At 44.9% G+C, this 22,542-nt stretch carries 22 protein-coding genes; 10 read left to right on the top strand and 12 right to left on the bottom strand.

Translation table 11 applies throughout. The features are described from left to right. Positions 1 to 125 precede the first annotated feature (125 nt). The 3 genes from OV592_RS02405 to OV592_RS02415 all read left to right on the top strand — a co-directional run bounded on the left by OV592_RS02405 (position 126) and on the right by OV592_RS02415 (position 3,210). The gene (locus tag OV592_RS02405; protein WP_016402098.1) at positions 126 to 1,058 is read left to right on the top strand and encodes a carbohydrate ABC transporter permease; all 933 of its coding nucleotides are present in this window, start codon (positions 126 to 128) and stop codon (positions 1,056 to 1,058) included. Next, positions 1,058 to 1,909: a carbohydrate ABC transporter permease gene (locus OV592_RS02410; protein ID WP_016402097.1), complete on the top strand. Its 852-nt coding sequence runs from the start codon at positions 1,058 to 1,060 to the stop codon at positions 1,907 to 1,909. The genes OV592_RS02405 and OV592_RS02410 overlap by 1 nt, the downstream gene beginning before the upstream one ends. 71 nt (positions 1,910 to 1,980) lie before the next feature. Continuing rightward, a complete protein-coding gene (locus OV592_RS02415) occupies positions 1,981 to 3,210 on the top strand; it encodes an ABC transporter substrate-binding protein (protein WP_406610261.1) in 1,230 nt (409 codons plus the stop codon). 67 nt (positions 3,211 to 3,277) lie between these two features. Here the strand turns inward: OV592_RS02415 and OV592_RS02420 are convergent, their stop codons facing one another. Continuing rightward, positions 3,278 to 3,817, bottom strand: coding sequence for a YfaZ family outer membrane protein (locus OV592_RS02420; protein ID WP_016402095.1), 540 nt, complete (start codon positions 3,815 to 3,817; stop codon positions 3,278 to 3,280). 279 nt (positions 3,818 to 4,096) lie between these two features. Here OV592_RS02420 and aqpZ point away from each other — a divergent pair, with 279 nt between their 5' ends. Both aqpZ and OV592_RS02430 read left to right on the top strand, forming a co-directional pair. Beyond that, positions 4,097 to 4,795: an aquaporin Z gene (gene aqpZ / locus OV592_RS02425; RefSeq protein WP_016402094.1), complete on the top strand. Its 699-nt coding sequence runs from the start codon at positions 4,097 to 4,099 to the stop codon at positions 4,793 to 4,795. A 200-nt stretch (positions 4,796 to 4,995) separates the two neighbouring features. Further along, complete coding sequence (locus OV592_RS02430; RefSeq protein ID WP_406610262.1) at positions 4,996 to 6,063, top strand: TRAP transporter substrate-binding protein; 1,068 nt, start codon at positions 4,996 to 4,998, stop codon at positions 6,061 to 6,063. 54 nt (positions 6,064 to 6,117) lie between these two features. Here the strand turns inward: OV592_RS02430 and OV592_RS02435 are convergent, their stop codons facing one another. Further along, positions 6,118 to 7,071 (bottom strand): NADPH:quinone reductase, encoded by a 954-nt coding sequence (locus tag OV592_RS02435; RefSeq protein ID WP_406610263.1) that lies wholly within the window; start codon positions 7,069 to 7,071, stop codon positions 6,118 to 6,120. Between the two features lie 1,025 nt (positions 7,072 to 8,096). Between OV592_RS02435 and OV592_RS02440 the strand changes: the two genes are divergently transcribed. Together OV592_RS02440 and OV592_RS02445 are read left to right on the top strand one after the other, a co-directional pair. Beyond that, the gene (locus OV592_RS02440) at positions 8,097 to 8,537 is read left to right on the top strand and encodes a hypothetical protein (RefSeq protein WP_406610264.1); all 441 of its coding nucleotides are present in this window, start codon (positions 8,097 to 8,099) and stop codon (positions 8,535 to 8,537) included. Positions 8,538 to 8,548: 11 nt separating this feature from the next. Continuing rightward, entirely contained in the window at positions 8,549 to 9,715 is a 1,167-nt protein-coding gene (locus tag OV592_RS02445; RefSeq protein ID WP_406610265.1) for an acyltransferase family protein, read from the top strand. A gap of 70 nt (positions 9,716 to 9,785) precedes the next feature. Here the strand turns inward: OV592_RS02445 and OV592_RS02450 are convergent, their stop codons facing one another. The 9 genes from OV592_RS02450 to soxR form a co-directional block, all read right to left on the bottom strand. Beyond that, positions 9,786 to 10,370 (bottom strand): DNA-3-methyladenine glycosylase I, encoded by a 585-nt coding sequence (locus OV592_RS02450; protein WP_406610266.1) that lies wholly within the window; start codon positions 10,368 to 10,370, stop codon positions 9,786 to 9,788. Next, positions 10,370 to 11,995 carry a succinylglutamate desuccinylase/aspartoacylase family protein gene (locus OV592_RS02455; protein ID WP_406610267.1) on the bottom strand — a complete coding sequence of 542 codons (1,626 nt, stop codon included), beginning with the start codon at positions 11,993 to 11,995 and terminating at the stop codon, positions 10,370 to 10,372. The genes OV592_RS02450 and OV592_RS02455 overlap by 1 nt, the downstream gene beginning before the upstream one ends. Positions 11,996 to 12,069: 74 nt before the next feature. Then, positions 12,070 to 13,266 (bottom strand): methyltransferase, encoded by a 1,197-nt coding sequence (locus tag OV592_RS02460; RefSeq protein WP_406610268.1) that lies wholly within the window; start codon positions 13,264 to 13,266, stop codon positions 12,070 to 12,072. A 9-nt stretch (positions 13,267 to 13,275) separates the two neighbouring features. Then, the gene (locus tag OV592_RS02465; protein ID WP_338623602.1) at positions 13,276 to 13,872 is read right to left on the bottom strand and encodes a YitT family protein; all 597 of its coding nucleotides are present in this window, start codon (positions 13,870 to 13,872) and stop codon (positions 13,276 to 13,278) included. A 155-nt stretch (positions 13,873 to 14,027) separates the two neighbouring features. Then, positions 14,028 to 15,317 (bottom strand): phosphoribosylamine--glycine ligase, encoded by a 1,290-nt coding sequence (purD, locus tag OV592_RS02470; protein ID WP_406610270.1) that lies wholly within the window; start codon positions 15,315 to 15,317, stop codon positions 14,028 to 14,030. Positions 15,318 to 15,402: 85 nt separating this feature from the next. Continuing rightward, complete coding sequence (gene purH / locus OV592_RS02475; protein WP_220719188.1) at positions 15,403 to 16,995, bottom strand: bifunctional phosphoribosylaminoimidazolecarboxamide formyltransferase/IMP cyclohydrolase; 1,593 nt, start codon at positions 16,993 to 16,995, stop codon at positions 15,403 to 15,405. Between the two features lie 295 nt (positions 16,996 to 17,290). Next, positions 17,291 to 19,054, bottom strand: a complete 1,764-nt coding sequence (locus tag OV592_RS02480) for a diguanylate cyclase (RefSeq protein ID WP_406610271.1) — start codon at positions 19,052 to 19,054, stop codon at positions 17,291 to 17,293. A 128-nt stretch (positions 19,055 to 19,182) separates the two neighbouring features. Next, the gene (locus OV592_RS02485) at positions 19,183 to 19,359 is read right to left on the bottom strand and encodes a DUF6435 family protein (protein ID WP_016402081.1); all 177 of its coding nucleotides are present in this window, start codon (positions 19,357 to 19,359) and stop codon (positions 19,183 to 19,185) included. 79 nt (positions 19,360 to 19,438) lie between these two features. Then, positions 19,439 to 19,900: a redox-sensitive transcriptional activator SoxR gene (gene soxR / locus OV592_RS02490; protein WP_406610272.1), complete on the bottom strand. Its 462-nt coding sequence runs from the start codon at positions 19,898 to 19,900 to the stop codon at positions 19,439 to 19,441. Between the two features lie 131 nt (positions 19,901 to 20,031). On the opposite strand from soxR, the gene OV592_RS02495 reads away from it, so the two are divergent. The 3 genes from OV592_RS02495 (at position 20,032) to OV592_RS02505 (ending at position 22,011) form a co-directional block, all read left to right on the top strand. Then, on the top strand, positions 20,032 to 20,448 hold the full coding sequence (locus tag OV592_RS02495; protein WP_016402079.1) for a VOC family protein: 417 nt from the start codon (positions 20,032 to 20,034) through the stop codon (positions 20,446 to 20,448). Between the two features lie 122 nt (positions 20,449 to 20,570). After that, on the top strand, positions 20,571 to 20,978 hold the full coding sequence (gene zntR, locus OV592_RS02500; RefSeq protein ID WP_406610273.1) for a Zn(2+)-responsive transcriptional regulator: 408 nt from the start codon (positions 20,571 to 20,573) through the stop codon (positions 20,976 to 20,978). After that, entirely contained in the window at positions 20,962 to 22,011 is a 1,050-nt protein-coding gene (locus OV592_RS02505; RefSeq protein ID WP_406610274.1) for an SO_0444 family Cu/Zn efflux transporter, read from the top strand. Before zntR ends, OV592_RS02505 begins: the two co-directional genes overlap by 17 nt. Positions 22,012 to 22,021: 10 nt before the next feature. Here OV592_RS02505 and OV592_RS02510 read toward each other — a convergent pair whose 3' ends face one another. Beyond that, the gene (locus tag OV592_RS02510) at positions 22,022 to 22,429 is read right to left on the bottom strand and encodes an META domain-containing protein (RefSeq protein WP_016402076.1); all 408 of its coding nucleotides are present in this window, start codon (positions 22,427 to 22,429) and stop codon (positions 22,022 to 22,024) included. Between the last annotated feature and the right edge of the window lie 113 nt (positions 22,430 to 22,542).

Below are 22,542 nucleotides of genomic sequence, written 5' to 3' on the forward strand. Positions count from 1 at the left end.
TATAACAATAGTTAATTGACTGCTCGTAAGGGTGGTTAAAATTGCTGAAATGCGATGTGTATCAAGGGTAAACCGCTATTTATAGCTATATTGTTTGATACCTGCAGGCAAATAAGGAACATGGAATGGCGTCGAGTTCTTCAAATAAATCTCCAGAAAATGCTGTTAATTCAGCTTCTGAGTTGGTTGCGGGTAAACGATTACGCGCTAGTGATGTCGCACCTTGGATGTTTTTAGGTCCGGCATTAATCATTTTTTCCATTTATGTGTTGTTTCCAGTTTTAGAAAGTATCTGGCTCAGCTTTTTTGAATGGGATGGCCTGGGTGAAAAAACCTTTATTGGGTTTGGAAACTACATCGAATTGTTCGACAGCGATCAGTTTTGGACCGCCTTAACCAACAACATTATGTGGATGGTGTTGTTTATGTTGGCGCCGCCTATGGGCTTAGCTATTGCACTATTTCTTAACCAGCAGGTTTACGGAATTCGCCTGGTAAAAGCTTTGTTCTTTTTCCCCTTTGTTATTTCGCAAGTAGTTGTAGGTTTGGTGTTCTCTTGGTTCTACGACCCAAGCTTTGGCGTTTTGAATAGTGTGATCACTTTCTTTGGTGGCGATCCGGTTTCTATTCTAGCAGATGAAGACTTAGTGACTTACGGCATTATCGCCGCCGGGCTTTGGCCTCAAATCGCTTATTGCATGATTTTGTACCTCACAGGCCTCAATAACTTAAATCATGAGCAACTTGAAGCTGCGCGTTTAGACAACGCCAAGGGCTGGAAAATGCTGTGGTACATCGTGTTACCGCAATTAAGGCCAGCAACGTTTATTGCCATTGTGGTAACCGTGATTGGCGCACTGCGTTCATTCGACTTAGTGGCCACTATGACCGCGGGTGGTCCGTGGGGCAGCTCAACAGTATTAGCATACATGATGTATGAAGAATCAATTTTCAACTATCGCATGGGTTACGGCGCAGCGGTGGCTGTAGTGCTATTTTTAATTATGGATATCTATATCGCTTACTTCTTGTGGCGGATGATAAGGAGTGAGAAATAATGTACCCACGTCCTATAGAAAAGGCGTCTGCCTTCACTAACATTAGCTACCGTGTGGCATTGCCGATTTCGATTGTATTGTGGCTGCTGCCATTGCTAGCAGTAATGGCAACCTCGGTGCGTTCGCTTAACGATATTAACCAAGGTAATTACTGGGGCTGGCCAAGTGAGTGGATGTTAATTGAAAACTACACTCAGGTATTTACTTCTACGCCGATGTTCCAGTACCTGATGAATAGCTTAATCATTACTCTACCAGCAGTAGCCGGTTGTGTTGCCCTGTCTACCATGGCGGGTTTTGCTCTGGCTAAATACAACTTTAAAGCAAACATTTGGATCTTTGCCACCTTTATTGCGGGTAACTTTGTGCCGTTTCAGATTTTGATGATTCCGGTGCGCGATTTAACCATTCAGTTTGGTTTATACGATACTCACTGGGCGCTTATTTTATTCCATGTGGCCTTTCAAACAGGGTTTTGTACCTTGTTTATGCGTAACTTTATTGTTGGCTTACCTACCGAGTTGATTGAGTCTGCGCGGGTAGAAGGCGTAAGTGAATTTAAGATTTTTTGGCACATTGTATTGCCATTGGTAAAACCGGCTACAGCGGCGTTAGCGGTACTGGTGTTTACCTTTATATGGAACGATTTTTTCTGGGCCTTAGTACTGGTACAAAGCGATGAAGTGCGACCAGTTACCGCCGGTCTCAGTGCGTTGCAAGGTCAGTGGTTGGCATCATGGCAGTTGATCTCAGCTGGTGCAGTAGTAGCGGCCTTACCTCCGGTCATACTATTTTTTACCATGCAACGTCATTTTATTGCTGGGTTGACCCTCGGGGCAACTAAAGGCTAAACACACCCTCAAGCAATAATGAGGGAAGTAAATAAATCCTGCTCAAGGACAACAAAACTAAAGGAATGTAAATGATGAGTAAACTAAAACAATGTGGTCAAGCCTTAGCGCTAGCTACTTTAATTGGTGGCTATGCTAACGCTGGCGAACTGATTATTAACTCTGACGCTTCTGACCCTGCACCTAAAGCCGCATTTGCAGAAATCATTGCTGAATTTGAAAAAGAGTACCCAGACATTAAAGTGAAGTACAACTTGTACGATCACGAAGCCTACAAAACTACCATTCGTAACTGGCTAGTAACCTCGCCGCCAGATGTTGTGCATTGGTACGCAGGTAACCGTATGAAAGCCTTTGTTGATAAAGGCTTGTTTGAAGATGTGAGTGACCTTTGGCAACAAAACGACATGGCTGCAGATTTTGCAACAGCTGCGCCTGCGATGACTATTGATGGTAAGCAATGGGGTGTTCCTTACACCTATTACCAGTGGGGCATTTACTACCGTAAAGACATTTTCGAAAAATATGACATCGAAGAACCCTATCTATGGGAAGAGTTAGTTGAGGCGTCTAAAATTCTTAAAGAGAATGGCGTAGCGCCTATCGCTATTGGTACTAAGTACCTTTGGACTGCCGCCGGTTGGTTTGATTACATGAACCTGCGTGTAAATGGTTTGGATTTCCACATGGAATTGATGGATGGCAAAGTGCCTTACACCGATCCTCGTGTTGTGAAAACCATGGAAAAATGGAAAGAGATGATTGAGCCTGGTTACTTCTTAGAGAACCACGCATCCTACTCGTGGCAGGAAGCACAGCCGTTCTTATACAACGGTGAAGCGGCTATGTACTTAATTGGTAACTTTATTACCCCAAACTTCCCAGATGAAGTGAAAGATAAAATGGGCTTCTTCCAGTTCCCAATTATCGACCCAACGGTAGGTGTAGCAGAAGATGCACCGATGGATACCTTACATATTCCAGCTAAAGCCAAAAACAAAGAAGATGCTAGAAAATACCTGGCGTTTATGGCGCGTCCTGAGAACCAAACCAAAATCAACAAAGCCTTGTTACAAATTCCACCTAACAAGAAAGCTAAAGCAGCAGACAATGAGTTCTTAAATAAAGGTGTGGCGATGTTGGGTTCAGCTTCAGGTACGGCGCAGTTCTATGACCGTGATACCGATCCTGCTATGGCTAAAGCCGGTATGAAGGGTTTCCAAGAGTTTATGGTACACCCAGATCGCTTAGATAAGATTTTAAAAGGTCTTGAGAAAACACGTCAGCGTACGTTTAAGTAATCCCAGATAAACTTTCCTTAACTATATATCCATAATAAAAAGCCCTGTTTAACAGGGCTTTTCTTGTTTAGAAGTTAAAGGCTGCACCAATATACAGGCCCTTAGTAAAATCTAAATCGGGTTCGTTAGCGTAACGGAATTGAATGGCGCGATAGCCAAGGTATACATCTGCCTGCGGCATGATTGAGTAAGCAATCTTGGCGTCTAAATCGTAGTAACGGTTTAGCTCGCTGCTGGTTAATACCGAAGGCGCATAATAAGCGCTGCCCGATATTTTAAGGTTTTGGGCAACGGCAATGCTGTAATCGCCACCAATGGCAAAGGCATGTGGGTTTTCACGGTGGTTAGCCCACAGTTTGGTAAATTTTGCGCCAATGGCAAATTTATGGATGTCTTGTTGGTGAGTCGCTTTTATGCCGAAATCTGCTAAATCACCCTCTGGGCGAGAGTACATGTAGTTAGCTGACATCTCTGCGCCAGGTGCAATTTGCGTTGCAAAACCTGTTTCAAAAACATCGTTATTAAGATCAAATTTAATTGAACTCGCCAAGGCTGCGGTACTACTTACAGCGAATAGACTCGCCGCTAACAAAGAACGCTTAAACATAATTCTCCTACAATAAGCTCTAATCAGACAAAAACGCGGCGATCATACCATTTATCTAAGTTATTATCTGATTACATTGCATTTATCGAATATAAAATCTAACAAACCTAAATCTTCAGGTTATTTAAACAAGCTGCTAAGGCGCTGCGTTAAGCTTTTAAAACAGAGTAAATCACTTATCTGTAGCAAAAATCAGTGACGATGCTAATTGTGGCCTATAGTTAGGCTGCAGCAAGATGACTTGCATTTGTCACTAAATGTTTGAAAAGGAGAGCAAACATGCCGTTGTTTAATCGATTAATTGCCGAAGGGATCGGTACGTTTTGGTTGGTATTAGGTGGGTGTGGTAGCGCAGTTTTAGCCGCAGCCTTTCCCGAAGTAGGTATTGGTTTAGTAGGTGTGTCGATAGCCTTTGGTTTAACCGTGCTGACTATGGCCTTCTCCATTGGCCACATTTCTGGTTGTCACTTAAACCCTGCAGTTACCATAGGCCTAACGGTTGCTGGGCGTTTTTCTAAAGTAGATGTGTTTCCTTACATTTGTGCCCAGTTACTGGGTGGCTTTGTGGGGGCGATTATTTTGTATTTAATTGCCAGTGGTAGCGGTGATTACGACCTAGCAAGTCATGGGTTAGCCAGCAATGGCTACGACATGCATTCACCGGGTGGTTATACATTAGTGGCCGCATTAGTATGTGAGATAGTGATGACCTTTATGTTTCTATTCATTATTTTAGGTGCCACCGATGAACGCGCGCCAGCGGGGTTCGCCCCTATCGCAATTGGCTTGGGTTTAACCCTTATTCACCTAATATCTATTCCGGTTACTAATACCTCGGTTAACCCCGCACGAAGCACCGCCCCTGCGCTAATTGAGGGTGGCATTGCCTTGGGGCAACTTTGGTTATTTTGGGTAGCGCCTATTATTGGTGCTGTGTGTGCTGCACTTATGTACAAGCAAGTGTCGGCTAAAAACTAGCTGCTTATTCGGTTCAACACCTTAAAGCCTTTCTTAATTGAAAGGCTTTTTTATTGCGCTCGGTTTAGGGCTTAAACGCGGTATGAGTCAGGCTAAGGCTCTGTTATCATTCTGTTAATGAAACTAAAGTATGACTTTAGATTTCAGCGACACAACATAATAATAATCACTAAAGTACTACCTACACATAAGGATTTATCATGAGAAAAGGATTGCTCTGTTTTACTGCGTTATTGGCGAGCTGTTTTTCTATTAATGCTATTGCAGAGGGCAAGGTTTATAAGCTTAAGCTAGCTGAATCTTGGCCAACTAAGTTCCCACTGCTCGATACTGGGGTGCAACGTTTTGCCAAAATGGCCGAACAGATGTCGGATGGCCGGCTGGTGATTCGTGTTGATTCTGCCAATAAGCACAAAGCGCCTTTGGGTATTTTTGATCTTGTAAAAAGCGGTCAGTACGACATGGGCCACTCGGCGTCTTACTACTACAAAGGCAAAGTGCCTAACACCATGTTTTTTACCACCATGCCTTTTGGTATGACGGCGATGGAGCAACACGCTTGGTATAGCTATGGTGGTGGCAAAGAGCTAATGGCAAAGGTGTATGAGCCGCATAACTTGCTAACCTTCCCAGGTGGCAATACTGGGGTGCAAATGGGCGGCTGGTTTCGCAATGAAATTAACAGTGTAGATGATCTACAAAATCTGAAAATGCGTATCCCAGGTTTTGCTGGTGAAGTGCTGGCTAAACTAGGCGCTACGCCAGTAAACATTCCGCCAGCTGAGTTATATACCGCGCTTGAGCGTAATACTATTGACGCCCTAGAGTGGGTTGGGCCTTCGCTAGACTTACGTATGGGCTTTCACAAAATTGCCCCTTACTACTACACCGGTTGGCATGAGCCAGGTTCAGAGAACATGTTTCTTGTGAACAAAAAGAAGTTTGAATCTCTACCAGAAGATTTGCAGGCCATTCTAGAAACGGCAATGCGCGCCACAGCCTTTGATATTTATGTTGAAGCCACGGCAATGAGCACCAATAACTGGGCAACTATGTTGCAAGAGTACCCTGACATTAAAGTGCGCACCTTCCCTAAAGAAGTTCTCACTGCATTGAAAAAAGCCAATGATGAGTTGCTAGCGGAACACGCCGCTCGTGATCCATTGGCTAAAGAGATTATCGAGTCGCAGCAAAGCTTCACTGAAAAAGCGCGTGCTTACACACTTATTTCTGATCTTGGTTACCTAGAGAGCACTAAAGATTTGTAAATAGCGGATAATAAAAAAAGCGGCTTAAGCCGCTTTTTTTGTACTTGATATTGCTTACTGGTTAATTTGAATAACAATGTTACCAGTAGCACCTGCTTGCATAACTGCTTGATGGGCTAAAGTGGTGTCGGCCAACTTAAAGCTTTGGCTTATTACTGGACGTACAAAACCGGCTGTGGCACCTGCATATATTGCCGAGTGTATTTGAGTGAGCTGTTTGCTATCGGCATTTGCTAGCGCCATACCCATTACGCAGGCGTCTCGCGCCATTAAATCGCGCGGATTAATTTCTACGCTGCCGCGACTACCTATTATTACCACTCTTCCACCTTTAGTAAGCAAGGGAAGGTCATCGCCTAGGTTTTGATTTGCCAGCATCTCCAAAATGACATCAACCGCTCCGGCTTGTTGTAGTGCTTGATAATGTTCTGTTTGGTGGTGATTGGCCACAAGGTCTGCACCTTGTTGTTTCAATAAGGCTAAACCTGCATCACTACCTGCAGTAGCAAACACTCTGCATCCTGCCGCTTTGGCTAATTGAATTGCCGCCAAACCTACTCCGCCACTCGCGCCATGAATCAACACTGTTTCAGCTGCCTGAACCTTGGCGCGAATAAACAAAGCTCGCCAAGCGGTTGCGTAAGGTGTGCCCAAACAAGCGCCTTGGTCAAAGCTTAAGCCATCGGGAAGGGGATGAACTTGCTGTGGGCTAGCTAAACACAATTCAGCACTGGCGCCACTTATGGTGCCTGCACAATATACGCGTTGCCCTAACTCGAAGCCTGTTACCTTAGCGCCCAACTGGACAATAGTACCTGCGGCGTCTTTTCCCGGAGTATGGGGAAACGTCGCGGTGTAATTGTTAGTACCAGCAACGATGTAAGTATCTACAGGGTTCACGCCAGCGGCCTCAACCTTTATGAGGATCTGCTCGGCATTTGCTTGTAAGTCGTCAATTTGGTTAAGGCTAAGTGTGTCGCCATGATGTTGAGCTTGGATAGCTTGCATTGTTACTCCTTTTATTTAGGGGCGTTGTTTTTTCCTAGCGTAGCTCAATTAATTGCAGGAAAAGCTGAGTGAAGTAACAGCTTAATGATCTTTTTGCTGTTAGTTAGCAAAGAAATTTTGAATAGCGTGCTAAGAAAAATGTAATGAAAGTGTTTTCAAATAGGTGGTTTGGTAATTTTATTACCAAAAACTAAATTTAATAATATTTAAATTAAATTTCATAATACTAAATGTGCGTTGTGTCGCATAAAATTAAAACCGTAAGAGAAAGTTAGTAACAAAAAGCATTTGCCAGAGGTTATTTTCTTTCAGAATCAACTTAAACATAAAGGTGAACATATTATGGAATTATTCGGATTATATTACGCTCTTCGCGCTAAAAACGTTAACAACGAACAAACAGTAGCTCAACGTAGCCGCTAGTTAAACAAGTAACAATAGGAAACAAATTATGTACGATTTATTTGGATTAGTAGCCCTTAACTACTTTGGATACAACAAAACTGAAGAACAAAAACTTCAAGAACGTAGCCGCTAAATTTAACACTAATATAGAGAGAATGATTATGATGGATTTTATGGGTTGGGTTGCACTAAGCTACCTACAAAACAAAAAAACTGAAGAACAACGCATTGCTGAATTAAGCCGTTAATTTCAGAACAACGCTAAACCGAAATAGTTAAATAGAAATAGTTTTACAGTAAGAATGATGTAATCGCCGATCAGGCGAACCGGCTCTCCTCAACCTCCCTGAGGAAGCAAATACAATCCCCAGTAGTATTTTTCAATCAACAACTAGATTTGAATCTTCCCACAACTAATTACTTGAACGTTACAACGTAGATCCCGATTAGCTATCCAACTCGAGATACTCTTTAAAAGCCTCAATTCGAAGCAGTTTTTTTTCATGGCGGTACGAATTTTTCTTCGATTTAAGAAAAATTATATTGTTTGCTCGCAAAACCAGTAATCCGGCTGCTTAGCTTGACCTAGTTGTGGAAAACTACACCTAGGAGGCGAGCCTATGTTGAAATCAACACAAACTATCCCATGGTCGTACTTAAGACGTTTATGCTTGCTTAGTCTTGTTATGAGCTTGGCATTGCCTTTATATCGGTGGTGGCTTAATGACCGGCCTAAAGTTGTAGAGCAAGATCGGGTAAGCCAGGATGCCAGTGCCTTTTTCGGAAAGTGGCAAGGCAGTTGGAGTGGTGTGGTGGAATTTACCATTGATTTTAAACGCCAGCCTAATGCGCAGCAGATTGAAGTGGTACTGCAACATGTCGCCAACGCTGCTTTGGGTATAGACGACAAGCCTCGGCACTTTATTGCTGATTTTAAACAGGGTGAAGTGTCTTATCGCGATACTGACTACCAAACTCGATATTGGTTTAAAGGAAGCGAGTTATGGGCCGAATTAACGGGTAAGCAGCACGCTATCACCGTTATGAGTCGAGTAAATTGATCGGGGGAAACATGCATAGCTTACGTGGTTTCGATGGGATGAGAGCCCTAGCTTGTTTAGCTGTACTTGCGCATCACTTAGCACAACGCTTAGATTCTCATCACTGGTTAGTTAAGGGCTTGCATGCTGGTGAGTTAGGTGTGAGTTTGTTTTTTGTGTTATCTGGGGCTTTGCTAGCTTACCCATTTTGGCAAGCGCATTTTTCTGCTCAAACTCTGCCACGCATTAAAGAATACGTAAAACGAAGAGCCGCTCGCATCATTCCAGCGTATTACTTGGTGCTGTTTGTTAGCGTTTTATTAAACTTGCTAATTGCGCCTCAAGATTATGCCTTGCCACGTCTATTAGCTGGCTTAAGCTTTATTGCGCCTTATCACTACATTAGTTTTTTCCCCAGCGATATAAACGGTCCGTTATGGTCAATAGGTTTAGAGGTGAGTTGTTACTTATTGCTGCCGCTTTTATTAATGCCGCTGTGGCGGCGTAAAACAGCAAGCTTGAAAGTGGCAATAGCCTGGGGAGTTGCGTTGCTAATCGTAATGCAGTTTTTGCATTACTTAATTGTTTTACTTTTTATGACCGACCAAGAAGGTAAAGGTTGGCAGTACGGAATTATTGGCGGAGCAAAACAGTGGCTGCCTTACTGGAATATTGCCAGTTTTATGGGGCAGTTTTTGTGTGGTGTTATCGCTGCTGCAGGTATTGCTTGGTACGAAAAGCAACAGCAGTTGAGGCATTACTATTTTGATCTGGCTTTTCTCGGTGCCTTTGGTTTGGCTACTTGGATGAGCTTAAATTATTTGGTCCCGGGAGCGCCTAGCCAAAGCCTTGGTCAAGCGTATTTGGCCCCATTGTTTTCGATGTTGTGTGCTGTCGCTTTGCTGGCCGCCCATTTTAGCCGTTATTGCAGCTGGCTGTTAGATAATCGTTTGTTCTCCCATATCGCAACTTTATCCTTCGGTATTTATCTTTGGCATTATTTGATAATGGAGATCATTCGTATTTTGTGGGTGCCGCAATACCATTATATGGGCATGGAGGATATTGCCTTTGGTTTGCAAATTGGGGCATTGGTAGTGTGTTTGTCTTGGACTATAGCCGCATTAAGTTTCTACTTGTTGGAAAAGCCGATACTTAACTGGGCCCGTGGTTCAAACAAAATTAATCGCAGCGCCTAGGGGCTGTTAACACTATCTCTAAAAGTGATAATGCTCTGCTCCCATGGCTTAGTTGTTATGTTAGCCGTTATTATCGACGGCCTAGTTCAAGGCATTCTTGGTATACATGGCAATCAACGAGGTGATCATTCACCATGCCTACTGCTTGCATAAATGCATAACAAATAGTGGGGCCGACAAAATTAAAGCCGGCTTTTTTTAGCGCCTTCGACATAGCTTGTGATTCGGCGGTTTCTGTGGGGATGTCGGCCATGCTGGTCCAGCTATTCTGAATGGGTTTCCCGCCAACAAAACTCCACAGGTACTCACTAAAGTCGATGCCTTGTTCTTGCATCGCCAAGTAGCTCTTAGCGTTGCGGATCACTGAGTTAACCTTGAGCTTGTTGCGAATAATACCGGGGTTCTGCAGTAGCTCTTCAACTTTAGCTTGGTCAAACTTAGCGATCTCGCTAGGCTCAAAATCCGCGTAGGCTTGATAGTAAGTCTGCTGCTTACGCAGGATGGTGATCCAGGATAAGCCAGCTTGCTGCCCGTCTAAGCAAAGCTTGGCGAATAAGTCCTTGGCGTCGTAGACTGGACGCCCCCAAACTTGGTCATGATATTGCTGATAGAAGGGGTCATCCCCGCACCATGGGCAGCGTTGCTGTTGGCTCATTATCCATCCTCATCTTCGGGTTGCGGCATGCGCTCTTCCGGAATGGGTTCGAGAGCAGGCGCGGGGTCTGTAGCCGGCTGAACAGCTGTTGCTGGCTCTGCTGGAGCCGCTTCGCTTGTGGCTGCAGGCTCTTCAACGCTTGCTTTTTGATTGGCGCTGTTTTGACTTGGCTCGGTGGCTGCTTCTGATCCTGCGGCTTCAGTTGCTGCTGGCGTTTGCTCGGTTTGCTGCTCGCTATCTATCGCAGGCTGTTCTGTCTGGCCTTCAGCCATGCCTAATTGTTCAGCATTTTGCGCGGCCACTTGTTTCTTAATCTGCTCACCTTCTTGTTCTAGGTCTTCAATGGTCCGACGCTCACCTAGGTTGAATATGGCAAAACCAGCACTCACCACCTGGTTCTGAGCACGGCCAATCACCACTGCATTAAAGGGCGAGAAGACCTCTTCTACATCATCAGTAATGGGGTTGGAGATAGTGCCGAGTAGTTGGCCTTTGTTAACTCTAGCACCCAACTCGACCCTGTTTAACAGGATGCCGCCATCACGGGCTCGTAACCATTGCGAGGCATAAAACACCGGCTGCGGTGAAGACCAAAAGAACGAACGTGGCAACATATTCACAGAGCTTAAATAACTCTGCACTGCTTTAACTCCTGTATCTACTTGCTTCTCGTCCACAGTGTAGGGGCCACCTACTTCCATCACTACCGTAGGAATGCCAGCTGCGGTAGCTGCACCGCGCAAGCTGCCCGAAGGGGCAATACTTTGTAGCACCGGAATGGCACCAAATTGGTTGGCTAACTCAGAGACTTCTGGGATGGTTAAATCGGCACGAAGCTGAGTGAGGTTTTCGCGAAACATTGACCCTGAATGCAAATCAACCAAGCTGTCGCAGTGTCGAATAATGCTATTGAAGAGGCTGTAGGCGACTCGTGAAGCGGTTGAGCTGTTTGGGCTACCTGGGAATGCACGGTTTAGGTCACGGCGATCTGACATATAGCGATCTTTGCGAAACAGACCATCAATATTTACCACAGGCACAGAGATAACCGTACCTTTTAGTTGCTCAGGTTCCAGCTGCTTAACCACCCGGCGCGCTATCTCTACGCCGTTTACTTCATCACCGTGTACCGCCGCAGTGATACAAACGCGTGGACCAGGCTCTTTACCGTGTATAACTACTACTGGGGTGGCTAGCTCAAAGCCACCTGGTAGGTGGCCAGAGTACCAATCTAGGGTAGCGCTACTGTTTGGACTAAGCTCGGTGTTGAGTAAAGACAGTGGCCCCCAAGTTTCTTCCTGTGGCAGTTCTTCGGTAGTTTGGCTGGCGCTGGCTTGGTCTGTTTTACCGGCTACGATAGGAATGATTGGCTTGGGTGGTTCGGGCAAAGCCAGTTCTGCTTGCGGTTCGCTAACGCCGCCTGCTTCAGCTTCAACTGAATCATCTTCTGTGTTTGGCTCTGTTAAGTTCGAGTCTACTTCTACTTGCTGATGGCTAATCTCTGTTGTGGTTTCTTCTATGTCAGAAAGCTTTTGATCGTAGAGTTCTTCATATTGATTATCTTGTTCTGTCGCAGCGGCACTGAAACAGAAACATAACAAAACCAAAATTAAACGGCGTGACATAGCGTCTCCAAAGTTTGAACAAGCGGCAATAATTATCAAACCGCGAGTGTAGCAATTAAAAGTGTAAACCAGAGTTAGCTGAGCTGCGCCTGTATTAATACATTACGTGGACTGGTTTTAAAGGGAAAAAGTTCCATTAATCCAACTTGATAACCCTGTTGTTGAAGAAATAAACAACGGTCTAACAATAGCCAACGCTCCATAATAGGACGAAATAGCAGTTGTACTAACTCGAGTTGCCTTACTAACAAGTGGCGTTGTTGGCCTTTTTCCAGGTAAAGCTGTTGATCAAAAGTATCGGGAAAGCCTATTTGATGTTGTTGGCAGGCCCACCGCGCAAAGTCTGCAAATTGCGCATCTTGACTGAACCATTGCTTACCAACAGAAGGCAGCGCTTGGTAGTGATCGGTGTTAGTGAGCTCTTCGCGTAAGCTTTGATAACTGAGTCGCCAGTGTATTTCGCGCTGACGTAGAGTTTGTACTCGCTGCCCAGAGGTGACCGATTGCGCCACCGCCAATCGTAAATCGGTTTTGCTTAAGGTAAGTGCACTTTGCTTAGCCAGCTTTGATAAAGGCTGGTAGTGAGAGCTGTTGATTAAATGATAACAACAGGGACAAATACTGAGTTTTTGCGGCTTATGATTGGCCGCTAAGCGCAGTAGCTGTAGATGTAACTCCCCACAGGCATGCAAGGCTACCGCATGCTGCCTACTTTTGAGGTGCTGTTGGGCGTTTGGCTCAAGTACATCGCAGTGATGAAACTGTTGTGGCAGTTTAAGTTGATTGGCTTGTTGCTGGCCGCTGTCACACAAACTTGCTTGCCACTCTAAGCTGGTTATTGGCAATTGATGGTGAAAGCTAATTAAACGCCCTAAATGCCCTTTACCGGCGCACCACTCCAGTATTGGTAAGTTTTCACCTTGTAGCTGTTCGCTAAAGGCTTGAATTTGTGCTGCCTTTCGCCCCTTTATTCCGTTAGTTAACCAAAATGGGGTCTCCAAATCGGCGTTTTTTGCCGTTTGAGGTTGCCATCGTTCTAAACATGGCTTTAGTTCGGGGAAGTACTTAGCAAACAACTCAACCGCTTGGTCTGGGGATTGTTCAAGTTGTTGAATTTGCGTTGTGTTTAAGTTTTTTACTTGGTCCACTAGCGCGTGGTTTTGCCAAGGTAAACTGTGTTGCTGAAAAGGGCTGAACTGCCAGTATTGCTGGTAGCTTTGGAGTAATTGGTCGTGCTGGAGAAAAACCGCTTCGAGTGATTGATTAAACATAGCGAAAGATTAAGACAACCCTTGATAGCGACCACTTTTGTGATTAAGTGCAATTACTATGTTCAAGGCAAATGCACCAGCAATAGACCACATTAACACACTAAGTGGCACTAAGAAGTAAGAGGCGGTTACTATCACCACATCTAAGCCCATTTGCACATGTCCAGCACGAATCGCAAAACGCTTTTGTAGATACAGAGCCAAGATGTTCACACCGCCCAAACTACCTTTATGGCGAATTAGAATAAGCATGCCAGTGCCTATTAAAAATCCACCACTCAGTGCCGCATAAATCCTATTGAGTTGGGCGATGTCGATGACTAGATGCATGTAATCAGTAAACACCGACACTAAAAGTACACAAGCTACGGTTCTAAATGTAAAGGCTGCCCCCATTTTGGCAAAACCTAGTACAAAAAAGGGCAGATTTATGAGTAGGAACATTTGCCCAAAAGACAAATTCATAAATTGGCTGGCAAGCAAGGCTAAACCGGCGGTACCGCCAGTAAGAAGTTGGGTTTCTTTAAAAAAGAACACGCCTAAGGCCACCATGGTAGTGCCAATAAGCAAGGCTAATATATCTTCTAGCCAATTATGCTGTTCCATAAATATCTCTAGTTAATACCGACAAGTGAATAATAGCATCGCTCTATGATAATTGAGATAAAGAACTGGCTGGGAGATATAAAACAAAAAAAGCCACTATAAATGTCATTTACAGTGGCTTGATATATCGCTTGTTGCCAAGCGGCTTGGTTTACTTAGCTTTTTTCGCGGGCGATTGCGCGGTAACCAATATCGTTACGGTGGAACATGCCATCCCAAGATACTTTTTTCACTAGCGCATAGGCATTTGCTTGGGCTTCGGTAACGTTGTTACCTAGAGCGGTAGCACACAATACGCGGCCGCCGTTAGTTACAATGTTGCCGTCTTTTTCGCTAGTACCTGCATGGAATACTTTAGCGCTACTGGTTTCTTCGCTAAGGCTTGGCAATGTGATTACGTCACCTTTAGGGTAAGAACCTGGGTAGCCAGCAGCAGCTAGCACTACGCCCATTGCTGCGCGAGGATCAAACTCGGCAGTTTTAGTATCCAATTTACGGTCAACAGCAGCTAAACACAGTTCAACAATGTCAGACTGCATACGCATCATAATTGGTTGGGTTTCTGGGTCGCCAAAGCGGCAGTTGTATTCGATGATTTTTGGCGAACCGTCAGCCATAATCATCAATCCAGCATATAGGAAGCCAGTGTACTCATTGTCTTCGGCGGCCATGCCTTTAACCGTAGGCATGATCACTTCATCCATTATGCGCTGGTGGATTTCTGGTGTAACCACTGGAGCTGGCGAGTATGCACCCATGCCGCCAGTGTTTAAGCCGCTATCGCCATCGCCAACACGTTTGTGGTCTTGGCTGGTGGCCATGGCCAATACGTTGCTGCCATCTACCATTACGATAAAGCTAGCTTCTTCGCCGTCTAAGAATTCTTCGATTACTACGCGAGAACCGGCTTCGCCAAAGGCGTTATCGGCAAGCATATCTTCAATAGCAGCAATTGCCTCGGTTTCGGTCATGGCTACAATTACACCTTTACCTGCTGCTAAACCATCGGCTTTAACCACAATGGGTGCGCCTTGCTCTTTTACGTAGGCAATCGCTGGGGCAACCTCAGTAAAGGTTTGGTAGTAGCCAGTTGGAATGTCGTGACGGGCTAAAAAGTCTTTAGTGAATGACTTAGAGCCTTCTAGTTGAGCAGCTTTTTCAGTAGGGCCAAAGATTTTAAGGCCTGCGGCTCTAAAGGCATCAACCACACCAATAACCAATGGCGCTTCTGGGCCAACAATGGTGAGTTCAACTTGGTTTTGCTGAGCAAAGCTAAGTAAAGCAGCAATGTCTTCTACGCCAATGGCTACGTTTTCTAGCTTAGGCTCTAGAGCAGAACCGGCGTTACCTGGGGCAACAAATACTTTTTCAACTAAAGGAGATTGCGCAGCCTTCCATGCTAGAGCATGTTCGCGGCCACCGCCGCCAATCACAAGTACGTTCATGTTTGTCTATCCAATACTGAGTAAACGGGGCTTGGCTTACCAAGCCGAAATACAAAACAGCCAGCGCGAGGCTGGCTGTGGTTTTTTAGTGGTAGAAGTGGCGCATGCCAGTGAACACCATGGCCATGCCATGTTCATCGGCTGCTGCAATCACTTCGTCATCACGCATTGAGCCACCAGGCTGAATCACACAAGTGATGCCAGCTTCAGCTGCTGCGTCGATACCATCGCGGAATGGGAAGAATGCATCCGATGCCATTACGCTGCCTGCTACTTCTAGCTTCTCGTCGGCGGCTTTAATACCAGCAATTTTAGCGCTGTATACTCGGCTCATTTGGCCAGCGCCCACACCAATAGTCATGTTGCCTTTTGCGTAAACAATGGCGTTAGACTTAACATACTTGGCTACTTTCCAGCAAAATAGTGCATCACGCAACTCTTCTTCGCTAGGCTGGCGCTTGCTCACAACGCTTAGTTCGTCTTGAGTTACCATGCCTTGGTCGCGATCTTGAACCAATAAGCCGCCGTTTACACGCTTAAGCTGCAAACCGGTGGTTTTAGTTGACCATTCGCCACACTCTAATAAGCGTACGTTTTTCTTAGCAGCAACAATTTGTGCAGCGGCTTCAGAAATTTTAGGGGCAATGATTACTTCTACGAACTGGCGAGACACAATGGCTTCAGCAGTATCGGCATCTAACTCGCGGTTAAAGGCAATAATGCCGCCAAAGGCAGAAGTTGGGTCGGTTTTGTATGCGCGCTCGTAAGCTTCTTGAATATTGCCACCTAGCGCTACGCCACATGGGTTAGCGTGTTTTACAATTACACAGCAAGGCTCGTCGAATTCTTTCACACATTCTAGTGCTGCATCAGTATCGGCGATGTTGTTAAACGACAAGGCTTTACCTTGAAGTTGAGTGGCAGTAGATACTGAAGCTTCTTCAATGTTGTTTTCAACATAAAAAGCTGCCGCTTGGTGGCTGTTTTCGCCATAGCGCATGTCTTGCTTTTTAATGAACTGGCTGTTGAAGGTGCGTGGGAACTTGCTGTCTTCGTCGCCTTCTTTGTTGTCGCCGTAGCTAGGAACCATAGTGCCAAAGTAGTTGGCGATCATGCCGTCGTAAGCTGCAGTATGTTCAAAGGCTGCAATGGCTAAATCAAAGCGAGTAGCGTGAGTTAACGACTTATCGTTGGCTGCCATTTCGGCGAGTACGCGATCGTAGTCTGATGCATTAACCACAATGGTTACGTCTTTGTGGTTTTTAGCCGCACTGCGCACCATAGTTGGGCCGCCAATGTCGATGTTTTCTACTGCATCTTCAAGGCTACAATCTGGGTTGGCTACTGTTGCTGCAAAAGGATAAAGGTTAACAACAACCATATCGATAGCATTAATGCCGTGGTTGTTCATCACTTCATCATCGGTACCGCGTCGACCTAAAATGCCACCGTGTACTTTTGGATGTAAAGTTTTAACACGTCCATCCATCATTTCTGGGAAGCCAGTGTAGTTAGATACTTCAATAACTTCGATGCCGTTTTCGGCCAGTAATTTTGCGGTGCCACCAGTAGATAAGATCTCTACACCTTGTTGGGCTAAAGATCGTGAGAATTCGATAATGCCTGTTTTATCTGAAACACTAATCAGTGCACGTCGAATCGGTCGAGCGTTTTCCATTGGGGTTTTATCCTCATTAGCAGTTACATGCGCTAGCGGTACAAGTTGCCCGAAAAATAAACAACTTAGGTTTGAGGCGCGCATTTTACAGCAAAAGTGTGAAGAATGCGCCGTTTTTAACTGAGAAATGTTGGTATGGAGGGCAAATTGAGTGAAACAAAAGCTTAAATTAACCGTTACTCCAAGCGCTTAAATAGTGATAGTTGACCACTTGGTAAGCACAAGCTGCGGCTTTAGCTAGAGTATAAGCTTAAGTGGCAGTTTTTCACTTTTACCCTTACCAACTAGAGCCATATCAATCTACCTTTGAGCTTGAATCGATGTGCAATGTGGATGAGTCAGCTGGTGGCAGCTGAAAACGAAAGGTATTGCGGCCGTTTTGCTTGCTCAAGTAAAGGGCTTTATCAGCTAAATCTATAATCTCTGTCAAACCTATATCAGCACTTTCGGCAATGGATACGCCCACACTAATAGTGATGTGATTTTGCTTTTCTACCAAACTAAACTGGTGTGGAATTTCTGCCTTGTTAATGGCTTTTACTAGTCGCTTGGCCGAGAATTCAGCATAGTCGAAATCACTATTGCTCAAAATCGCAATAAACTCCTCGCCGCCGTAGCGAGCGATAAGATCGCCCGGGCGTTTACAAATGCCGGTAGCAATTAAGGTTTGAGCCACTTTTTCTAAACATACATCACCAGCTGGGTGGCCATAGTGGTCGTTGTATTGTTTAAAGTGGTCAATGTCTATAAGCATAATAGTAATGGGGTAGCCACCACGCTGGGCGCGTCGCCATTCTTGTTCAAGAAATTCATCGGCACAACGTCGGTTAGGAATGCCGGTAAGGCTGTCGGTAACTGCCAGTTTTTCTAGCTCGCGATAGGCGGTGCGTAGCTCCTGTTGCGAGGCTTCTAAATCCGCAGTGCGCTCTTTTACTCGATCTTCCAATACCATTCTTGCTTGGCGCAAGTCTTGTTTAGCGTTGCGTTGGCTAAAGTAGAGTAATAAAAATAAGCTCACCGCTACCAGTAAAGAGCTGATGATACCCAGCAGTACGATGTTGCGGGTTCGATAGTAGATTTGAAAAGCTTCGGCTTGGTCGATTTCGGTGGTTAAACCAAAATCATAAGTGGGTTGCCATGTCCAAGCTCCCACTACTTGTATCCCCCGATAGTCGGGATAGCCCTTAAGGTCGTAACTGGTAATTCCTTGGGTGGCGCTTTGGGCCATCAAGGTAAGCGTTTTACTGTTCTCGTTGTTGGCTGAGTTGGGGTCACTGATATGCAAATTGTTGATGGCATCTTGTCCTGGCTCCAGCAAGCCTAAGCGATGCAGCTGTTCATTAAAGCGACTTGCCGAAAGCATTAAGCCATTGCGATCAAAAGCGTACGTTTCACCTGAATCCCAAATTCGACCCAATTGAGTAATTCGACTGAAGTGGTCACTTTGGTTAACACTCACAATAAGTACCGCTTGTAACTGCTTATCTGCATTAAATACCGGGGCACTAAAGTACATGTTGTTACTGTGCTTAGTTTGTTGTGGCAAGCCGGTAATAAACAAGGTTTCGCCGGTGAGTACTTGCTCCATTTTGTCGGTTTTAAATTCAAACAAGGGGTGAGTTTGGTGGATGTCTCTAGACCTATTGGAATAGAGCACTTGCCCGTTTAAGTCACTCAACCAATAAGCTTTATCTTGATAGGTCTCCATCATCAGAGCAAAGCTTAGCTTAATGCTGGCTTCTGCGTTGGCACGCATGATTGAGGGGCTATCTGGCTGACTAATTATGCTAGCAGAACGCACTACCGACTCTGACTGAGCGGCATTGCTCAATTCCAAAAGCCGGTGTTGAATCCAGATATGATGGGCTTCTTGAGTTGCTCGCAGTACCGTTTGCAGTGACTCTTTAACCTTTTGTTCTACTTCTTGTTCAATGTTTTCAAGCGCGGTAAAGACAATCGCCAAAATAGCCAAGCTGAATATAGACACCATTGCCACAACGGTTCCGAGCTTTATGTATTTTGTCCTGAACTGAGGTGTAACGGTCTTACTGTCGGCCATTTGACTAGTTGTTTATATTTGCTTGATTTTTAACCAGTATGGACGGCTTAGCGAAATGACTCAACCGTATAGAAGAAAATAACTTTTATATCAGCAACTTGCGAAGCTGTTGCTGTGGTTTTTGTTAATTATTTTTGCTGTGATTCAAGTTGCTCTATTTCTTTCCATAGTTCGTCAGCATCAGCACTTAACATCGAGTAAGTCATAATGTCTCCACGCCGCTGAGCCAGCATTGCAGACTCCAACAATGCATCGTACTTTTGGCGCTTGCGTTTAAGTGGGTTAGGTTTTAGAAAACTAAACATAGACACTCCTTTGTTATCAACAATAGAACGCTTTAAGGCAGTAAATAGTTCTCAAGTATGCGGGAAAAAGATGACTTTTTTATGAGGACTGGTTATTGCGGTTTAAAATAACTGGTCCTTGTCCTTCGCTGGCGAGTTGGTCATCGGGGTTATAGAGCGGGCAGCTTTTCATGGATAAACAACCACATCCGATGCAGCCAGTGAGGGAATCACGTAAATTCTCCAGCTGTTTGATACGTTGATTTAGTATCTCGCGCCATTGCTGCGAGAGAGCTTCCCAGTCGGTTTTATTAGGGGTACGTTGATTGGGTAGCTTAGCAAAAGCTGCTTTTATCTCTGCCAAGCTTATCCCCATTTTTTGGGCAGCTTTAATGACCGATACCCGCCGCAGTACATCGGGATGATAACGTCGCTGATTACCGTGATTACGCCAACTATTAATTAAACCTTTAGTTTCGTAAAAGTGCAGCGTAGACACCTTAATACCACAGCGTTTAGCCACAAAGCCAACAGACAAGGCCTGTTTAGGTCGATCTTGCATAGCTATTTCCTACAAATTTTAAAGATTAGGTAAAAAATCTCTTTACCTCAACTTAAGTTGAGGTTTTAGGCTGATAAGCACAGTAACAATAAATAGCTTTAATTAGCACTAAAAGCGCAAAGGAGAACACGATGCAATTAGAACATCTGAACTTAGTGGTAAAAGACATGCAGCAAACCTTGGCTTTTTATCAGGCGGCTTTTCCTCATTGGCAGGTGAGAGGAGAGGGTAAGCAAACTTGGTATGGGGTAGAGCGGCATTGGTTACATTTTGGCGATGATGACCAATACCTCACGTTTAACGATCAAGGTTATGGGGAGAATCGGCCGCTTGAAGGTAATCAAATAGGTATGGCGCATTTTGCTTATATTACGGCTGATTTAGACGGCTTAATTACTCGTATGTTAAATGCAGGCTTTCAGATTCACCATGAAGGGGCCCAAAGTAGCCATCGTCGTAATGTGTATTTTCGCGATCCGAATAACTTTGAAGTGGAGTTTGTTGAGTATTCATCAGACTTGCCCGAAGAGCGTAATCGTTACGAGTAGCGCAAGGTCAAAATCACTGTCCCCAAAAGCCTGATTTTTATCAGGCTTTTTTGTTTCTTTCATAAAACTCTTGACCCTATACCTAGCTACAGGGTTTATCATAAAAGAAATGGAGGATGGTTATGTACAAGATTGGTGAGCTAGCAAAGCTAAGTGGTTTAACGGTGGAAACCTTGCGCTTTTACGAACGTAAAGGTTTGTTGGTGCCGACTGCCCGTGGCGAGAACCTCTACCGCATGTACAGCAAGCAAGATTTAGCGCGTTTGAGGTTTATCCAGCGCGCTAAACAAGCCGGTTTATCAATTAAAGATATATTGGAGCTACTCACTCTGCGAGAGCATGCAGAAACCGCCAGCTGTAACGATGTAAGCAATGTAGTAGGGCAAAAACTGGCTAAGGTGCAGCAGCAACTAGCAGAGCTAAAAGCCTTCGAAACAACCCTTAAAACTCTTCACGATGCCTGCTGTGGCGGAGAAGAAAGTGCACGTTCCTGTTCAATACTAAAGGTCTTAGATGATGCTATTGAATAACTTTATAAACCTTTTCTTAAGCGCAGCCCCATGGTTGTTTTTGGGCTTTGTTATTGCAGCTAGCCTTAAGTTAGGCTTACCTAGCCGTTGGTTAGCCAAGCACTTGGGTAACAGCAAAGCGAGTACCACAGTTAAAGCCGCATTTATTGGTGCGCCGCTGCCTTTGTGCTCTTGTGGGGTAATTCCCGCGGCCATGGGATTGCGCCGTGCTGGCGCATCTAAAAGTGCCACTACCTCGTTTTTAATTGCCACCCCAGAAACTGGAGTGGATTCAGTAGCCGTGTCTTATGCACTGTTAGGGCCGGTAATGGCGGTTGTGAGGCCAATAGCTGCAATAGTAAGTGCTATTGTAGCCGGCTTATTGGTTGGCAAAGGCGAGGACGAGTCAGCCAGCGCTAACGAAGTTAAAAGCTGTTGTAGTGGCAAAAGTAGCTGTGCCAGTGAGGCCAAGCCTTCGCCGCCGCAGAGTCGGGCAAAAGTTAATACCAAGCAATGGCTGCATAGTTTTGTAGAGTTAGTGGAAGATAGCTACTTGTGGCTAGTGTTGGGCTTAGTCTTTGCGGCACTCATTCAAACTTACTTACCCGAAAGTTTTATGACTCGATGGGGGCAAGGATGGATCACCATGGTGGTAATGGTGTTGGTGGGGATCCCCATGTACATTTGTGCCACTGCTTCAACGCCAATTGCCGCAGGCTTAATTATTGCGGGTATATCTCCAGGAGCTGCCTTGGTATTTATGTTGGCTGGCCCGGCGACTAATATCGCAACGCTAATGTTGGTTCGCCAAGAAATGGGCATGCGAGCATTGGTCGCTTATTTGGTTGGGGTGGTTGCTAGTGCTATGGCATTTGGTTGGGGATTAGATTGGGCCATTGCTCAATGGCAGTGGCAAGTAAATCCGGTAGAGTGGCAAGAGCATCAACTAGTTACTAGCTGGTGGGTCTTGAGTAGTAGTGCTGTGATTGCATTATTGATGGCTGTTGCGGGGATTAAAGATGCACGGCAGCGCTGGTTTAGCGCTACCGTATAAAACTAAAGACTTAGCTTTTTGGTACGCGCTTAAACATTGCACCGTTGTTTAAGCGTAAGTTCTCGCCATCACTCACTAGGGGTTTTTCTAGCGCTTGAACAAATTCCATTTCAATTTTGTTCGCCATGTCGTCACACAACATGCGGGTCATGCCTATTGGTTGGGTAACGTTGAGTTGCTTTCCATCCCACTCTGCTTGGCCAAAAAAGTTATTGCAGCCTGTGGTGCCAGAAATTTTAAAGCCATTTTCATTTTCTTCTAAGGTAAATGCTGGCAGCTTAATATCTGCAATGTTGTAGAAATCACCCGTCATATACCAACGGCTATCTGCTAAATCCATGCTTGGCTCCGATTGTTTACTGGCACAGCCGGCTAAACCTAGGGTTAAAGTTAAGCCAATAAGTAGCTGTTTATTCATGGTTGTTACCTCAAGTAAGCACAAAAACTATTTCAGGCTATTGTAGAACACAGCGGCCAAGAAAAGTTCGATTATTGATAAATTTAATGTTTTTTTGAGCAGGCTTTTTGATC

It is taken from the genome of Agarivorans sp. JK6, from assembly GCF_045277145.1.
In the GTDB taxonomy this organism is placed as follows: Bacteria; Pseudomonadota; Gammaproteobacteria; order Enterobacterales; family Celerinatantimonadaceae; genus Agarivorans; species Agarivorans albus.

Bases quoted from the DNA above. Each gene is read 5' to 3' on its own strand.
- OV592_RS02405 (WP_016402098.1), top strand. From the start codon at position 126: ATGGCGTCGAGTTCTTCAAATAAATCTCCAGAAAATGCTGTTAATTCA.
- OV592_RS02410 (WP_016402097.1), top strand. From the start codon at position 1,058: ATGTACCCACGTCCTATAGAAAAGGCGTCTGCCTTCACTAACATTAGC.
- OV592_RS02415 (WP_406610261.1), top strand. From the start codon at position 1,981: ATGATGAGTAAACTAAAACAATGTGGTCAAGCCTTAGCGCTAGCTACT.
- OV592_RS02420 (WP_016402095.1), bottom strand. From the start codon at position 3,817: ATGTTTAAGCGTTCTTTGTTAGCGGCGAGTCTATTCGCTGTAAGTAGT.
- aqpZ (WP_016402094.1), top strand. From the start codon at position 4,097: ATGCCGTTGTTTAATCGATTAATTGCCGAAGGGATCGGTACGTTTTGG.
- OV592_RS02430 (WP_406610262.1), top strand. From the start codon at position 4,996: ATGAGAAAAGGATTGCTCTGTTTTACTGCGTTATTGGCGAGCTGTTTT.
- OV592_RS02435 (WP_406610263.1), bottom strand. From the start codon at position 7,071: ATGCAAGCTATCCAAGCTCAACATCATGGCGACACACTTAGCCTTAAC.
- OV592_RS02440 (WP_406610264.1), top strand. From the start codon at position 8,097: ATGTTGAAATCAACACAAACTATCCCATGGTCGTACTTAAGACGTTTA.
- OV592_RS02445 (WP_406610265.1), top strand. From the start codon at position 8,549: ATGCATAGCTTACGTGGTTTCGATGGGATGAGAGCCCTAGCTTGTTTA.
- OV592_RS02450 (WP_406610266.1), bottom strand. From the start codon at position 10,370: ATGAGCCAACAGCAACGCTGCCCATGGTGCGGGGATGACCCCTTCTAT.
- OV592_RS02455 (WP_406610267.1), bottom strand. From the start codon at position 11,995: ATGTCACGCCGTTTAATTTTGGTTTTGTTATGTTTCTGTTTCAGTGCC.
- OV592_RS02460 (WP_406610268.1), bottom strand. From the start codon at position 13,266: ATGTTTAATCAATCACTCGAAGCGGTTTTTCTCCAGCACGACCAATTA.
- OV592_RS02465 (WP_338623602.1), bottom strand. From the start codon at position 13,872: ATGGAACAGCATAATTGGCTAGAAGATATATTAGCCTTGCTTATTGGC.
- purD (WP_406610270.1), bottom strand. From the start codon at position 15,317: ATGAACGTACTTGTGATTGGCGGCGGTGGCCGCGAACATGCTCTAGCA.
- purH (WP_220719188.1), bottom strand. From the start codon at position 16,995: ATGGAAAACGCTCGACCGATTCGACGTGCACTGATTAGTGTTTCAGAT.
- OV592_RS02480 (WP_406610271.1), bottom strand. From the start codon at position 19,054: ATGGCCGACAGTAAGACCGTTACACCTCAGTTCAGGACAAAATACATA.
- OV592_RS02485 (WP_016402081.1), bottom strand. From the start codon at position 19,359: ATGTTTAGTTTTCTAAAACCTAACCCACTTAAACGCAAGCGCCAAAAG.
- soxR (WP_406610272.1), bottom strand. From the start codon at position 19,900: ATGCAAGATCGACCTAAACAGGCCTTGTCTGTTGGCTTTGTGGCTAAA.
- OV592_RS02495 (WP_016402079.1), top strand. From the start codon at position 20,032: ATGCAATTAGAACATCTGAACTTAGTGGTAAAAGACATGCAGCAAACC.
- zntR (WP_406610273.1), top strand. From the start codon at position 20,571: ATGTACAAGATTGGTGAGCTAGCAAAGCTAAGTGGTTTAACGGTGGAA.
- OV592_RS02505 (WP_406610274.1), top strand. From the start codon at position 20,962: ATGATGCTATTGAATAACTTTATAAACCTTTTCTTAAGCGCAGCCCCA.
- OV592_RS02510 (WP_016402076.1), bottom strand. From the start codon at position 22,429: ATGAATAAACAGCTACTTATTGGCTTAACTTTAACCCTAGGTTTAGCC.